At 62.4% G+C, this 14,951-nt stretch carries 15 protein-coding genes; 9 read left to right on the top strand and 6 right to left on the bottom strand.

Annotated features, from left to right (window positions below; translation table 11 throughout):
- Positions 1-69 precede the first annotated feature (69 nt).
- Both KUA23_RS05090 and KUA23_RS05085 read left to right on the top strand, forming a co-directional pair.
- Positions 70-534, top strand: a complete 465-nt coding sequence (locus KUA23_RS05090) for a multidrug transporter (protein ID WP_252993529.1) — start codon at positions 70-72, stop codon at positions 532-534.
- Between the two features lie 134 nt (positions 535-668).
- The gene (locus KUA23_RS05085; RefSeq protein ID WP_078046984.1) at positions 669-1,481 is read left to right on the top strand and encodes an SDR family oxidoreductase; all 813 of its coding nucleotides are present in this window, start codon (positions 669-671) and stop codon (positions 1,479-1,481) included.
- Here KUA23_RS05085 and KUA23_RS05080 read toward each other — a convergent pair.
- The gene (locus tag KUA23_RS05080) at positions 1,478-2,335 is read right to left on the bottom strand and encodes a LysR family transcriptional regulator (protein WP_100491457.1); all 858 of its coding nucleotides are present in this window, start codon (positions 2,333-2,335) and stop codon (positions 1,478-1,480) included. The genes KUA23_RS05085 and KUA23_RS05080 overlap by 4 nt on opposite strands.
- Before the next feature lie 112 nt (positions 2,336-2,447).
- Here KUA23_RS05080 and KUA23_RS05075 point away from each other — a divergent pair, with 112 nt between their 5' ends.
- Both KUA23_RS05075 and KUA23_RS05070 read left to right on the top strand, forming a co-directional pair.
- Complete coding sequence (locus KUA23_RS05075; RefSeq protein ID WP_252993528.1) at positions 2,448-3,632, top strand: MFS transporter; 1,185 nt, start codon at positions 2,448-2,450, stop codon at positions 3,630-3,632.
- The gene (locus tag KUA23_RS05070) at positions 3,629-4,030 is read left to right on the top strand and encodes a DUF4440 domain-containing protein (RefSeq protein WP_078046981.1); all 402 of its coding nucleotides are present in this window, start codon (positions 3,629-3,631) and stop codon (positions 4,028-4,030) included. The genes KUA23_RS05075 and KUA23_RS05070 overlap by 4 nt, the downstream gene beginning before the upstream one ends.
- Before the next feature lie 97 nt (positions 4,031-4,127).
- On the opposite strand, the gene KUA23_RS05065 is transcribed toward KUA23_RS05070, so the two are convergent.
- Genes KUA23_RS05065 through KUA23_RS05050 form a run of 4 tightly spaced genes read right to left on the bottom strand, consistent with a single transcriptional unit; the run spans position 4,128 to position 8,879 of the window.
- Entirely contained in the window at positions 4,128-4,979 is an 852-nt protein-coding gene (locus tag KUA23_RS05065) for an efflux RND transporter periplasmic adaptor subunit (protein ID WP_252993527.1), read from the bottom strand.
- A gap of 10 nt (positions 4,980-4,989) precedes the next feature.
- Positions 4,990-5,190, bottom strand: a complete 201-nt coding sequence (locus KUA23_RS05060; protein ID WP_012722318.1) for a DUF1656 domain-containing protein — start codon at positions 5,188-5,190, stop codon at positions 4,990-4,992.
- Positions 5,180-7,357 carry an FUSC family protein gene (locus KUA23_RS05055; protein WP_346356376.1) on the bottom strand — a complete coding sequence of 726 codons (2,178 nt, stop codon included), beginning with the start codon at positions 7,355-7,357 and terminating at the stop codon, positions 5,180-5,182. The genes KUA23_RS05060 and KUA23_RS05055 overlap by 11 nt, the downstream gene beginning before the upstream one ends.
- A gap of 10 nt (positions 7,358-7,367) precedes the next feature.
- On the bottom strand, positions 7,368-8,879 hold the full coding sequence (locus KUA23_RS05050) for an efflux transporter outer membrane subunit (RefSeq protein ID WP_099494080.1): 1,512 nt from the start codon (positions 8,877-8,879) through the stop codon (positions 7,368-7,370).
- Positions 8,880-9,061: 182 nt separating this feature from the next.
- Between KUA23_RS05050 and KUA23_RS05045 the strand changes: the two genes are divergently transcribed.
- The 5 genes from KUA23_RS05045 (at position 9,062) to KUA23_RS05025 (ending at position 13,615) form a co-directional block, all read left to right on the top strand.
- Positions 9,062-10,030: a LysR family transcriptional regulator gene (locus KUA23_RS05045; RefSeq protein ID WP_078046977.1), complete on the top strand. Its 969-nt coding sequence runs from the start codon at positions 9,062-9,064 to the stop codon at positions 10,028-10,030.
- Between the two features lie 214 nt (positions 10,031-10,244).
- Positions 10,245-11,219 (top strand): 2-hydroxyacid dehydrogenase, encoded by a 975-nt coding sequence (locus tag KUA23_RS05040; RefSeq protein WP_252993526.1) that lies wholly within the window; start codon positions 10,245-10,247, stop codon positions 11,217-11,219.
- A gap of 162 nt (positions 11,220-11,381) precedes the next feature.
- The gene (locus KUA23_RS05035) at positions 11,382-12,284 is read left to right on the top strand and encodes a chemotaxis protein CheV (protein WP_078046975.1); all 903 of its coding nucleotides are present in this window, start codon (positions 11,382-11,384) and stop codon (positions 12,282-12,284) included.
- Entirely contained in the window at positions 12,281-12,763 is a 483-nt protein-coding gene (locus KUA23_RS05030; RefSeq protein ID WP_252993525.1) for a GNAT family N-acetyltransferase, read from the top strand. The genes KUA23_RS05035 and KUA23_RS05030 overlap by 4 nt, the downstream gene beginning before the upstream one ends.
- Positions 12,764-12,871: 108 nt before the next feature.
- The gene (locus KUA23_RS05025; protein WP_100491461.1) at positions 12,872-13,615 is read left to right on the top strand and encodes a YkgJ family cysteine cluster protein; all 744 of its coding nucleotides are present in this window, start codon (positions 12,872-12,874) and stop codon (positions 13,613-13,615) included.
- A gap of 20 nt (positions 13,616-13,635) precedes the next feature.
- Here the strand turns inward: KUA23_RS05025 and KUA23_RS05020 are convergent, their stop codons facing one another.
- Complete coding sequence (locus tag KUA23_RS05020) at positions 13,636-14,799, bottom strand: transporter substrate-binding domain-containing protein (RefSeq protein ID WP_252993524.1); 1,164 nt, start codon at positions 14,797-14,799, stop codon at positions 13,636-13,638.
- Positions 14,800-14,951: the final 152 nt, after the last annotated feature.

Below are 14,951 nucleotides of genomic sequence, written 5' to 3'. Positions count from 1 at the left end.
TCCTACCGCCAATAGTCATCAATGCCATGCCGCAGGTAGGATGTCTTATCCGTATCCGAGACTGTCACCATGTTCTTCGGCGTTCTCCTGATCATCACCTGGCTGATCCTGCTACTGCGCTACCCCGCCAAGGCGCTGCCGGTTTCCCTCGCTGCCGCTGTCGGCCTGGGCTGCGTGGCGATCTGGGTGGTGTGGCTGGACAGCCGCGAAGCCTCGCAGCTGGCACACCTGGAACTGCGCATCACCTTCACCCCGCAAGAATGCCCCGCCGACCGACCGCTCAAGCTGACCCTCAACAATGGCAACGACGTACCACTGACCGAACTGCGCTGGCGCGTCGCCGCCTATGCACCGGGCGACTCGGTCAACCTGGCCGACAACGTCTACGCCGCCCCGCGCTATCGCGGCCCTGGCGAGCTGCAGGCCGGCGCCACATGGGACGATTGCCTGCCCACCCCGCCTTTGCGCCCTGGCTATCGCCCGCAAACCCTGGAATTTCGTGCCGAGCACCTGCAGGGCAGCTTTTCGGACTGACAAACCTCATACAGGCGTATCTGCAAGCCTCTAAGAATGAAGCTTAAGTGCCTGGTTGTACGGCAATGCTCCCTTGGCTGGCTATAATCGGACGCGTCCAAGCCCACCGACCCACCTGCCCGAAGGACTGCCCCATGCCCAACGTACTCATCACCGGCTGTTCCAGCGGCATCGGCCGCGCCCTGGCAGATGCGTTCAAATCCGCCGGCTATGACGTGTGGGCCAGCGCCCGGCGGGAAGAAGATGTCGCTGCCCTCCGCGCCGCCGGTTTCAATGCGGTGCAGCTGGACGTCAACGACAGTGCCGCCTTGAAACACTTGGCCGAGCAATGGGGCGAGCTGGACGTGCTGGTCAATAATGCCGGCTACGGTGCCATGGGCCCCTTGCTTGACGGCGGCACCGAGGCGATGCAGCGCCAGTTCGAAACCAATGTGTTCTCCCTCGTCGGTGTGACGCAGGCGCTGTTCCCTGCATTGCGGCGCGGCAAAGGCCTGGTGGTGAATATCGGCAGTGTGTCCGGTGTGCTGGTGACACCCTTTGCCGGCGCCTACTGCGCATCAAAAGCGGCCGTGCACGCTTTGAGCGATGCACTGCGTATGGAACTGGCACCCTTTGGCGTGCGGGTCATGGAAGTGCAACCCGGCGCCATCGATACGAGTTTCGCGAAAAACGCAGGCGCCCAGGCAGAGCTGCTGATCAACGAGCAATCGCCGTGGTGGCCGTTGCGCGAGGGCATCCGCGCACGCAGCCAGGCCTCCCAGGACAAACCAACCCCGGCCAACGTGTTTGCAGCGCACGTGCTGAAGGCCGTGCAACAGCCACACCCGCCTCGGCTGTTGCGCTCGGGCAATGGCAGCCGGGCATTGCCGTTGATGGCGGCGTTGTTGCCCAAAGGGTTGTTGGAGACGGTATTGAAGAAACGCTTCGGGCTGGGCGGTTCGCTCTAATCCTTCAAAAAATCAATAAACGCCCGCACCTTCAGCGGCAAATGCCGGGTGTCCGGATACAGTGCGTAGATTCCTTGTGGGGCGAAGCGATGATCCGGCAACAGGCGCACCAACCGTCCCGCGTCCAGGTCGTCCTGTACCAACCATTGCGGCAACACCGCCACGCCATGCCCGCGGATGGCAAAGGCCTGGAGCACTGCCGCGCTGTCGGCCATGAGCGCCGTTGGGCCGGGGCGGTATTGATGCTCGCCGCCTTGAGGGTCGGTCACACTCAGTTCCGTCAAACGACCGTGCCCCAGCTTGGGGAGCTGCTCCAACGCGTCCAGTGAGTCCGTCGCGGCAAACGCGGGTGCCGCCACGGCGAACACCTCGAACGTGGACAGTTGCACCGCGCGATGATTTGAATCCAGCAAGCGCCCCAAGCGAATTGCCACGTCAAAACGCTCGGAGATCAGGTCCGCGTGAGTAGAGGATGTGGATAAGTGTATGTGCAGGTCTGGATGCAGGCGGCGGAAGGCTTCGACCGCCGGTGCAACCTTGGCCAACGCGTACTCGATCGTGGTGGTAATGCGCAATGTCCCTTTGAGCTGGGCATGCTCAGAACGCGCTTCTTCTACCGCCAATCGCGCCTCTTCGAGCATCCGCGTGCAACGCAGGTAGAAGCGCTCACCGGCATCGGTGAGCGCCAGTTGGCGGGTGTTGCGGATCAACAAGGTGACGCCCAGTTCAGCTTCCAGGCGCTTGAGGTTGAAGCTGACGACGGCACGGGTCTGGCCCAGCAGGTCGGCGGCCGCGGTGAGCGAGCCGGCCTCGACCACGGCCTTGAAGGTGTCGAATCGGTCCAGGCTGACCATTTGCTGCGCGCCCCTTTTGTCAAAATATTTTTGACAAACTAGCAGGCAAACCGGCGTATCCAAAACATTGTGTGCGGCCTACCCTGCCCGCCTCACTCGCCGGACCGCACCCATGACCTACCGCTCGAAAGTCGCCTGGATCTTTTTGCTGGGCTTTGCCCTGGACCTGGTGAACATGTTTGTCGCCACGGTTGCCTACCCGGATATCGCTCGCGAACTGCAGGCCTCGGTCACGCAACTGGCGTGGATCAGCAATGCCTACATGCTTGGCCTCACCGTGATCATTCCGTTCAGCGTGTGGCTGGCAGCGATGGTGGGTGAACGCGGCTTGATTGCCGCCAGCTTGCTGTTGTTCGCCGGCGCCTCCTTACTGGTGGGCCAGGCGAGTTCGATTGAAGCGCTGATCGGTTGGCGCGGCCTGCAAGGGGTGGGCGGTGGCTTGCTGATTCCCGTGGGCCAGGCGATGGCCTATCGGTATTTTCCGCCCGCTGAGCGCAGCCAACTGACGGCGCGGGTGATGTCGGTGGCGTTACTCGTGCCGGCGCTGTCCCCTGCATTGGGCGGGTTGATTGTCGACAGCGTGTCTTGGCGCTGGATCTTCTACGCCAACTTGCCCTTGGCGTTGATCACGCTGCTGCTGGCCCTGCTGTGGATAAAACCTGACAGGCCCACGAATGCCCGACCTGCCTTGGACGTGGGCAGTATTTTCCAACAGGCCCGCAGCCCGATGCTGCGCACCACGATGCTGATTTACCTGTGTATCCCTGGCGTATTCATCGGCACCAGCCTCATTGCCATCCTCTACCTGCGCGGGCTCGGCTATGACGCCACACAGACTGGCGCATTGATGCTGCCGTGGGCGCTGGCTTCAGCCCTGGCGATTTACCTCAGCAAGAAGCTGTTCAATCGCTGCGGGCCGAAGCCATTGCTGTTGGCCGGCATGGCCTTGCAATGCGTCGGCATTCTGTTGCTCAACGTACCGACCCTGATTGTGCCGGCCTATCTGTTAATGGGGTTGGGCGGCAGCCTGTGCAGCAGTACTGCGCAGACCCTGGCGTTTCTCGACACCCCTGCCGAACGCATGGGCCACGCCAGTGCCTTGTGGAACATCAACCGACAGGTGAGTTTCTGTCTCGGCGCGGCCGCACTGAGTGCGCTGTTGTCGGCCTTGGATTCTTTCGCCATAACCTTCACGATGGCGGCTGGCCTGACCCTGCTGCCTTTTTTTGCAGTGCTGCGCCTGGACACTTCCAGAGTCCGCACATTGCTTCACCCTGCCAGCGAGCCTCACCCATGATCGACTACAGCGATTTTTTTGAAGAAGTGATCCAGACCCACGTCGAGATCGAACAGTGGTTTGCCGGCGTTGCGCCGCAAGGCACCCTGGAGAGCTTGCTCGCGCGTTTCTCGCCTGAGTTCAGCATGGTCGCCCCCGCCACTGGCACCAGGGTGAATGCGGCTGGGGTCAATGCTTTATTCACGCGTCTGGGCGGCATGCGCCCGGGGTTGAAGATCACCTTGAGTGAAATGACCGGGATTGACCGGCATGCGCGCGGCGCAACGGTGACCTATCGCGAGCATCAGATCGATGCCAGCGGCACCCAGACCGATCGCCGCGCCACGGTAGTGTTCGAGAAGCAGGCCAGCGGCGCGCTGCTGTGGCGCCACCTGCACGAAACGTTCATCAAGGCATAACGCGGTCAAGCAGTAGGCGCCGGCTGGCCGGCGATAGCGACCTGTCATGTTGCGCAAGCCTCAAGGGCCCCATCGCCGGCAAGCCGGCTCCACAGGGTTATGGGTTGACGATGACGGTGCAGGTGATGCCCGCCGCCAACAACACCCCTTCCGGCACCTCATCGATATGAATCCGCACCGGCACCCGCTGGGCCAGGCGCACCCAGTTGAAGGTCGGGTTCACATCGGCAATCAGTTCGCGGCTTTCGGGGTTGTCGCGGTCGTAAATGCCGCGCGAGATGCTTTCCACATGACCCTTCAAGGTCTCGCCGCTCATCAATTGCATATCGGCTTTATCGCCAACTTTCACATGGGGCAGCTTGGTTTCTTCGAAGAAGCCATAAACCCAGAACGAGTTCATATCCACCACAGCCATTTTGGCTTCGCCGATGCGGGCGTAGTCACCGCGATGCACGTTCAGATTGGTGACATAACCATCCACCGCCGCCACCACCTGCGTGCGTTTCAAATTGAGTTCGGCTGCTTCCAGTTGCGCCAGCGCGTGTTGGTAATCGGCCAGTGCCGAGTCGGCGATGTTGCTGGCGTCGTCGCGGTTTTCCTTGGAGATCACCAGCGCATCGAGGTCAGCCCGGCGATGGGCGTTGACCTTGCGCATCTCCCAGGTGGCTTTGCGCGACGCCACCAGCGATTGCGCCTGCTTGACCGCAATGCGGTAGTGCTCGGGGTCGATCTGCATCAACAGGTCGCCCTTTTTTACCAGTTGGTTGTCACGCACCGGCACGTCGACCACTTCGCCGGTGACGTCGGCGGCGACGTTGATGATATCGGCGCGCACACGCCCGTCGCGGGTCCACGGGGTTTGCATGTAGTGCACCCACAACGTGCGGCCAATCCAGATCGCCAAGGCCAGTACCAGCAAGGTCGCGAGCAGGCTGAAAAACTTTTTCATCGGGGCATTCTCAACGGTAGACGGTCAGCGCCAGGGCGCCGAACAGGCAAACGAACAGGCTCAGGCGCAGCAACGCCGGGTGCCAGAAAAAACGGTACAGGTCGAACCCGGCCAGGAAGCGATCAAGCGCCCAGGCCAACACGGCCGCGATCAGGAACATCAGGGTCATGGTTGGCATGTACACGCCATGGAAGGCGATTTCACGGGGCATGCGGGGATCCTTTAAGGGCGGCCAGCGGCGATTGCGGGTCCAAAAGCGAAGTGCGGATAAAGTGCAGGTAGCTCTTCACCCGACGCAGGGCCGAGGTATCGAAGTGCGGGGCAAAAGGCTCGTCGGTGGCCTGCACGCGGCTGATAGCGTGGTCGACGGCGATCAGGCCGCGCTCCAGGTTGCTCGCGCTGGGTTGCAGGAACAGCCGCACCAGCGAGCGGCCCATCACGCGGATCGCCTGGCGCCACGGCTGGGACTCCGCGTACGCCGGGTGCACCGGCAAAATCGCCTGTTCCTTGCGCAACTCGATGATCGCGTGGCCGACCTCCAGCACCACGAACATCCAGCGCAGCAGGTCGCGTTGCACTTGCGGCTGGCCGACGGCGAGGCCATAGGCCTGGTGCAGCAGGTCACGGGTACGGCTTTCGAAACTTGAGGCCAGGCCCTTGAGCTTGCCACTGATCGCGTACACCACTTGCTCGCGCAGGTCCTGCTCCAACCGGCGCCATAGCCAGCGGCTGTTGGGCGGCAAAATGATCGCCCCCGCCGCCGCGCACACCAGCATGCCGATGACCATGGCGATGTAGTCGTTGATGAAGGTGTAGGGGTTGTAGACCGTCAGGTTGTCCGGCACCGAGCCGGTGCTGAAGAAGATCAGCAGCCCCACGCCGACACCCGCGTATTGCGGGCGCGAAGCGAGGAATGCGCCAAAGATGATCACCGGCGCAAGCATCACGCACAACAGCGGGAAACCGTCGATCCAGGGGAACACGAAGAACATTTCGACAAACCCCACCAACGCGCCGATCAACGTGCCGCAGGCCATCTGGAACGCCATGCGCTTGGGGTTGGGCGTGGCGGCGGACAGGCCGACCGTGGCGGCGGCGATCAAGGTCATGGTGGCGCCGCTGGGCCAGGCGGTGGCCACCCAGTAACTGCCGAGCACGATCAGGATGAACGACGCACGGATGCCCGAGGCGGCGCAGGCCAGCCAGTTGGTCTTAGGGATAAAGGTTTCGTCCCACTGCTCGCGCGCATGGCTGTGATCGGCAAGGGACGCGTGGGTTTGCGCGTAGTTGTGCAGGTCATCGACAAAGCGGTAAAGCAGCTCGTAGGCGGTGTGGAAGTCCAGTTGTTCGGCTTCGGTAGGCTCCCCCCCCTGGAACGCCGCACGCAGGCTGCGGACCTTGGCGGGCAAGCCGTCCTTGTAGGCGCTCAATTGCGCCACCAACCTTGCGGCATCAGGGCTGGTGAGCGCGCGAGCGGAGAAACCATCGAGCACGTCGGCAAGGTCTTGCAGGCCGGGCTTGATCGCCGCCACCACATGGTCCGCTTCGTCCGTGCGCAGCCGTTCAAGCAACTGGTGCAAGGCATTGAAGCGCGTGGTGATGCTCATGAACTCGCTGTTGAGGCGGCTGAGCCGGCCGTTGCGTCGACGCATATGTGGGTCTTCGAACACCGTGACACTGCGCAGCCCTTCCAGGCCCACCGCTTCGGCGATGAAACGCACATTGCTGGCCTCGAAACCTTCGCGCTGGCTGCGCCCACGCAGGCCATCGGTGACGAACAGCGCGAACACGCCAAAGCGCTGGTACAAGGCGTTGCGCATGGCGGCGCTGGAGGTTTGCGGCAGGATCGCGGCGCTGACCAGAGTGGAACACAGAATCCCCAGGGAAATTTCCAGCACTCGCCAAACCGCCGCCATAAAGGCCCCATCCGGATGCGCCAGGGCCGGCAGGCCGACCATCGCCGCCGTGTAGCCGGCCAACACAAAGCCGTAGGCGCGGAAGTTGCGATTGCGCGTCGCGCCCGCCGTGCAGATGCCCACCCAGATCGCCAGCGCGCCGAGAAACAGCTCCGTGTTCTGCGCAAACAAGGCGATCAACAGCACCATCACCGCCGACCCCGCCAGGGTGCCGAGGAAGCGATAGAAGCTCTTGGCAAACACCTGGCCGCTCTGGGGCTGCATCACGATAAACACGGTGATCATCGCCGTGCGCGGTTGCGGCAGCTCCAGGCGCATGGCCAACCACAGCGTGAGGAACGCGGCGACCAGCACCTTGAAGATATACACCCAGGTCACGCCATCACTGCGTGCCCAGTCGAAAAAACCACGGCGCCACTCAAGGGCATACAGCCAGCGCAGCGGTGCAGGCAAGGGCGTCATCAAATCCTACTCAGTGATCGAACGCGGCAAGCGCCGCCGGGGTCTTGCTCGGAAGGGTCTTGGCGTCTTGAGGCACATCGTTGCCGGCACCGAGGCCGCCGCCCAGGGCCGTGACCAATTCAGCGTGGGCACTCAGGCGCGCGGCCTGGACCTGTTGCTCGATCTGCTGCTGATGGAACAGCAACGTCTGCGCATTCAGCACATTGAGGTAGTCGGTAAGGCCGCGCTGGTAGGCGATCATCGCGATGTCGTAGGTCTTCTGCGCCGAGGCCACCGATTGCGCGGCGAAGGCGGATTGCTTATCCATGGATTCGCGGCGGATCAACTGGTCGCTGATGCCCTTGAGCGCGTTGACCAGGGTCTGGTTGTACTTGGCGACAGCGATGTCATAACCGGCGCTGGCTTCGCCCAGCTCTGCGCGCAGGCGCCCGCCGTCGAAGATCGGCAAGGTGATCGCAGGACCGACGCTGTAGTTGAATTTCTTGCCGGCCAGGAACTCCAGCATGCCGCCGCCGGTGGCCACGTAGCCGAGGCTGCCGACCAAGTCGACGTTGGGGTAGAAACCGGCGTGGGCCACATCGATGCCACGGGCCTGGGCCGCAACTTGCCAGCGGCTGGCGACCACGTCCGGGCGTTGGCCGAGCAATTGCGCAGGCAGTCGCGACGGCAGTTTCAGGGGCGCGGCGAGGGACAGGGTCGGGCGTTGCAATGTCGCGCCCTCCCCCGGCCCCTTGCCCGCCAGCGCTGCGAGTTGGTTGCGGCTCAGGGCGATCTCTTCGTCCAGGGCGTCCAGTTGGCGATGGGTTTCCGGCAACGGCGTTTCGGCCTGGCTGACATCAAAGTGGGTGCCGATCCCGGCGTTCAGGCGTTTGTTGGCCAGGTCGAGAATCTGCTGCTGTTGCGCCAAGGTGGCCGCGACGATATCGCGATTGGCGTACTGCAACGACAGCTGGATATAGGCGCGCACCACGTTGTTCTGCAATTCGAGCTGGGCCTGGCGCGCTTCGGCGGCGCTCATGTGCGCCAAGTCGACGGCACGTTCGGTGGTGTTGCTTTCGCGGCCCCACAGGTCGAGGGCGTAGCTCAGGCCCAGGGAGGCATTGTTGTCCCAGGTGTTGGCTCCGCTCAGCTCGCCGGGGCCGTAGAACTGATCCTTCGGCCAGTTGTGGCGCTTGAGGGTGGTGTCGCTGTTGATCTGCAACGACTCGGCCGCCTCGGCGATCCCGGCCATGGCCCGTGCTTCACGCACCCGCGCGGCGGCCATGGCCAGGCTCGGGCTGTGTTGGGTGGCGAGGTCGACCCAGCGGTTGAGCTGGGGGTCGCCGTAGGCTTGCCACCATTGTGCGGTGGGCCAGTGGGCGTCTTGGGCAGCGCTCTGGATCGCTTCGTCGGTGGCCAGGTCACTGGCGTTGAGGGACTGGCCTTGGGGCGCGATTCCTCCGGTTCCGATGCAGCCGCTGATTGCTAACGATAAAGCCCAAACACTGAGAGTCTTAAGCTCTCTGCTGATGCGACGCGGCACGGCAAGCGTATTCCTGAGAGGGTGGAGCGGGAAAGGTGGCGCAATTCTAGGCGGCGGCATGAACGACGATAAGCTGGCATTCCTGTGAATCTTTGTTACCGTTCAGGCGATAATCCGTTGGTAGGGATCACTGGACGGCGTAACTTTCTGTCACAATTTGTTATCTCCCCTGAGAACACTCCATGGACACTTTGCAAAACATGCGCGCCTTCAGTTGCGTGGCCGAAGCCGGCAGCTTCACCGCCGCCGCCGTGCAACTGGACACCACCACTGCCAACGTCTCGCGCGCGGTCTCCAACCTTGAGGCCCATCTGCAAACCCGCTTGTTGAACCGAACGACACGACGCATCGCGCTGACCGAAGCTGGCAAACGCTATTTGCTGCGCTGTGAGCAGATCCTCGCCTATGTCGAGGAAGCCGAAGCCGAGGCCAGCGACGCCCATGCGCGCCCTGCCGGGCAATTGAAAGTGCACACCATGACCGGTATCGGCCAGCATTTCGTCATCGACGCCATCGCCCGCTATCGCCGTACTCATCCGGACGTCACCTTCGACCTGACCTTGGCCAACCGCGTGCCGGACCTGCTCGACGAGGGCTATGACGTGTCCATCGTGCTGGCCAGCGAGCTGCCGGACTCGGGCTTCGTGTCCCAGCGCCTGGGCATCACCTACAGCATTGCCTGTGCCTCGCCGGACTACGTCAAGGCCAAGGGCTGCGCCCATCGCCCCAATGACCTGCTCAACCATGCCTGCCTGCGTCTGGTCAGCCCGGTGATCCAGCTGGACAAATGGACCTTCAATGGTCCCGAAGGCCAGGAAAGCGTGGCGATCAATACTTCGCCGTTCCTGGTGAACTCGGCCGATGCGATGAAAACCGCGATCACCAGTGGCATGGGCATCGGGCTGCTGCCGGTGTATGCGGCGATCGAAGGTTTGCGCAATGGCACGCTGGTGCGGGTGATGCCCAACTACCGTTCCCAGGAACTGAACCTGTACGCCATCTACCCGTCGCGCCAATACCTGGATGCGAAGATCAAGACTTGGGTGGAATACTTGCGTGGTTCGCTGCCGGAGATTCTGGCGGCGCACCAGGCGGAGCTGGTGGCGTATGAGTTGAGTGGCAGCCTCAGCGGCGCGCGGATGGCTAACTGATATTTATCAGACGATAAAGATCCAGTGTGGGAGCGGGCTTGCTCGCGAATGCGGCGTGTCAGGCGACACATCTGCTGCTGACGCACCGCATTCGCGAGCAAGCTCGCTCCCACATTTTGAACTGTGCCCACTTGATTCCAGTGATCTCCTGACAACCGTAACGAGGAATGTTAGCGTGCTTGGCATTCTTCCGTAGTCGATGAGCCCGCCTGCAATGAAAAAGACTGTCCTCGCTTTCAGCCGCGTCACCCCGGAAATGATCGAACGCCTGCAACAGGACTTCGAAGTGATCGCGCCCAATCCCAAGCTGGGCGATATCAACGCACAGTTCAATGAAGCCTTGCCCCACGCCCACGGTCTGATCGGTGTGGGTCGCAAGCTGGGACGCGAGCAATTGCAAGGCGCGAGCAAGCTGGAAGTGGTGTCCAGCGTGTCGGTGGGCTACGACAACTATGACGTCGCGTACTTGAACGAACGCGGGATCATGCTCACCAATACCCCTGACGTCCTCACCGAAAGCACCGCCGACCTGGCCTTTGCCTTGCTGATGAGCAGCGCGCGTCGTGTGGCCGAGCTGGATGCCTGGACCAAGGCCGGGCAGTGGAAGGCCAGCGTCGGTGCGCCGTTGTTTGGCTGCGATGTGCATGGCAAGACCCTGGGCATCGTCGGCATGGGCAATATCGGCGCGGCCGTGGCCCGGCGTGGGCGGCTGGGATTCAACATGCCGATCCTGTACAGCGGTAACAGCCGCAAGCCGGCGCTGGAGCAAGAACTGGGCGCGCAATTTCGCAGCCTGGATGAACTGCTCGCCGAGGCGGATTTCGTCTGCCTGGTGGTGCCGTTGAGCGACAAGACCCGTCACCTGATCAGCACCCGCGAGCTGGGGCTGATGAAGTCCAGCGCGATCCTGATCAATATTTCCCGTGGCCCGGTGGTGGACGAACCGGCGCTGGTCGAGGCGCTGCAAAGCCAGCGTATCCGTGGCGCCGGGCTCGATGTGTATGAACAGGAGCCACTGGCCGAGTCGCCGCTGTTCCAGTTGAGCAATGCCGTGACCCTGCCGCACATTGGCTCGGCCACGAACGAAACTCGCGAAGCCATGGCCAACCGCGCCCTGGACAACCTGCGCAGCGCCCTGCTGGGCCAGCGCCCGCAGGACCTGGTGAACCCACAGGTGTGGAAGGGCTGACACCCGCTTATCCTCGGTAGGCACTCGGCTTGCCGGCGATGGCGATCGGGCGGGCTTCATCGCCGGCAAGAACTAGGCGTCCCCCCGGCGCCTACAGTTTTGGGTGTACGGGTCGATAACCTTCCATAGAAGATCGTCATCCCTGATCCACAGAAGGTTTTTATGTCCACCACCAAAGCCCGCGCAGACTCACTCTCGCTTCTGCTCTTTACCTTGCGCAGCGGCAAGCTGATGGCGATCAACCTGCTGAAAGTCAGTGAAATCATCCCGTGCCCGCCGCTGACCAAGCTGCCGGAGTCGCACCCGCACGTCAAAGGCATCGCCACCCTGCGCGGTAACTCGCTGGCGGTGATCGACCTGAGTCGCGCCCTCGGCGAAATGCCCCTGGCCGACCCGGACGGTGGCTGCCTGATCGTCACCGATGTGAGCCGCTCCAAACAGGGTTTGCATGTGCAGGCGGTGAGCAAGATCGTGCATTGCCTGACCACCGACATTCGCCCACCACCCTATGGCTCCGGCGGTAACCGCGCGTTCATCACCGGGGTCACCCAGGTGGAAGGCGGCCTGGTGCAGGTGCTGGATATCGAAAAAGTCATCCACGGCATCGCGCCGGCGCCGATCGAAGCGGCGCCGACCGACCTCACCATGGAAGAAGCCGAAGTACTCGGCCACGCACGCATCCTGGTGGTAGACGACAGCCAGGTCGCGCTGCAGCAATCGGTGCACACCCTGCGTAACCTCGGCCTCACCTGCCACACCGCGCGCAGCGCCAAGGAAGCCATCGACGTGCTGCTGGAGTTGCAAGGCACGGCCGAGCAGATCAACGTGGTGGTGTCGGACATCGAGATGTCGGAGATGGACGGCTATGCCCTTACCCGCACACTGCGCGAAACCCCGGATTTCCAGCACCTCTATGTGTTGCTGCACACCTCGCTGGACAGCGCGATGAACAGCGAAAAAGCCCGCCTGGCCGGCGCCGACGCGGTGCTCACCAAGTTCTCCTCGCCCGAGTTGACCAAGTGCCTGGTGGTGGCCGCGCAAACGGTGGCGCAAAAAGGCCTGTGAGCGAATATTTCCAACTGCTGCGCCGCGACCTTATCGGCAGCCTGCCCGCCCCGCAGTGGCCGGCGGGCACGCAGTTGGATCATTACCGTAACGACCTGGCCCCGGCGATTCACGCCGTATTGCGCCTGACCCAGGATCAGGGTGGCGGTCGCGTTCCCAACCTGGAAACCTGGCAGCAGCAGTTCACCACCGATGCCGAGTTCGACCCCACGCTGTGCCTGGTGGCCAGCAACAACGACGGCATTCTCGCCGTGGCGCAGTGCTGGACCAGCGCGTTTATCAAGAACCTCTCCGTGCACCCCTGCGCCCAGGGCCAGGGATTGGGCCGCGCATTGCTCTTGCACTGCTTTCACGCCTTCAAGCAACGCGGTGAACCCTATGTGGACCTCAAGGTGTTGGAGAGCAACCTGCGTGCCCGCCAACTGTACGAAAGCGCGGGCATGAGATTTGTCCTGCGCGATGTGGTGCCACGGGACTGACAGGCACTGGCGTGTAACTTGCTTCCAGAGAGCTAAAACGGTGAACAGAGGTAAAAACCCGTCACTGTTCCTGCGTACCCTCTGACCTTGCCTGGTGACAGATCCGCCATGAACACTCAATTTTCCTGCGTCGGTTGTGGTAAATGCTGCTCCGACCACCACGTGCCCCTGACCCTCGAAGAAGCCCGCCTGTGGGCGGCGGACGGCGGCAATGTCATCGTTCTGGTGGAGGGGTTCCTGGGCACTGGCCTGGGCCTGCCGCAGCAGCAACGCGAGCATGCCGAGCGTCGCTCGGTCATCGTGCCCAGCGGCAATACCCAGGCATTTGTGGCAATCACCTTTGCCGCCTACAACGCCGGACGCTGCCGGAATCTTGACGAAGACAATCTGTGCCGCATCTATGAACGCCGCCCGCTGGTGTGCCGCATTTATCCGATGGAGATCAACCCGCATATCCCGCTGAACCCCGCCGCCAAGGATTGCCCGCCGGAGTCCTGGGAACAGGGCCCGGCGCTGATCGTCGGCGGTGAGTTGATGGACCAGGAACTGGCCGAACTGATCCGCCGCTCACGCCAGGCCGACCGTGACGATGTACAGACCAAAGAGGCGGTGTGCGCCCTGCTGGGCATTCGCACCACAGCCCTCAAGGGGGATGGGTTTACCGCTTACCTGCCCGACATGGGCGCATTTGCCCAAGCCATCGAGCTGGCGGTGCAACGACCGTCCGTGGTCAGCGAGTGGGTGTTCCATGTGTCCGGCATGGACATCGCGGAGCAGGTGCTGGATGCCGGGGCGCAGATTGCGACTGAGGTGCCGGCCAACTATGCGTTTATTTCACTGCGCGCCGCCTAGACGCGCAGGTTTGCAGTGAGTCAGAGGCTGGCCATGCACTCGATCTCGATCCGCGCATTCAGCAACAGCTTGCCAGCAAAAGTCGTCCGGGCTGGCAGGCGGTCAGCCTGGAAGTAGCTGGCATAGACGCTGTTCATTTGTGCAAAGTCCTTGAGGTCGGCAAGAATCACCCTGCACTGGGCAACTCTATCCATCCCGATACCCTTGGCCATCAGAACGCCGCGTATGTTCTCGAGAGCCTGCGCCGTTTCTGCACGAATACCGCCAGGTACCAGACGACCGTTTTGATCCAGCCCCAACTTCCCGGAAATGTAGAGGGCCTGACCGACTTGCACCGTTTCCGAGAAGGGCAACCCACCCTCTGCCGGCGTATACGTCATCCTGGCCGGCTCAAGAGGCGCAGCGCCCAGATAACGCTCGGTAATGGCCGCATACTCGCCGCTGTCTTTCATGCGTTGCAGCGCCTCGTTGAGCGCCGCCGTGAGATCAGGATTGGTTTTGCGAGTGGCAATGGCTACGCCGCGGCCCAACATGTCATCGACCACCGTTGGCCCGGCAAAGGCGAACGCAGCACCTTCAGCGGTGTTCAACAGCGCTTCGCTGATTTCGACGGTGTTTTGCAACGTGGCGTCAATTTCACCGGCCTGCAAGCTACGGATCAAATCAGTGTTGAGGCCAAAGCTGCGCACAATCACCCCCTGGGTCCCCCACCGCGTCAAGGCAAAGGCTTCACGGCTGGTTCCCGCCAGCACGCCCACGCGCTTGCCCCTGAGTGCCTGGGCGGTTGGCAGCAGGTTGGAGCCCTTAGGAGCCACCAAACGGCTTTGAAGGGCATAGAGGTCATGGGTGAAGTCGACGAGTTCACGCCGCGCGGCTGTCGCCGTCATGGGCATGATCGCGTCGAACCGGCCAGCCTGGAGCGCCGCGAGGTTGGTCGCATAAGGCTGCTCAACCCACACGCAACGCGCATCAAGCGCTGCACACAGGGCATTCCCCAGTTCTATATTCAGCCCCACGAGCTCACCCTGGGCATTGCGGTATTCAAAGGGCGGCACATCTGCCTCTACACCAAAGCGGATTTCACGCCACGGACTCTCGGGAGCAGGCGCCACAGCACATCCTGCCGCGGACAAAAGGGTCAGAAAAAACGTCACCAGCGCCAGCAGTCGTCTTGAAGTCTTCATAAGCCTGTCCTGTGCAAAAGGTATGGGGCAGACGGGCTCCGTGAGTCATGGCCCGTATGCGCCCGTTGTTCTAACAAGCACTGACCGGTGTTTTAACTTCAACACGTCTGTTTGAATGGTAGGAAAGCTCCTAAATAGCAGTAGCCGTTGAA

This window comes from Pseudomonas pergaminensis, from assembly GCF_024112395.2.
In the GTDB taxonomy this organism is placed as follows: domain Bacteria; phylum Pseudomonadota; class Gammaproteobacteria; order Pseudomonadales; family Pseudomonadaceae; genus Aquipseudomonas; species Aquipseudomonas pergaminensis.
This window is presented reverse-complemented; position numbering and strand designations above follow the sequence as displayed.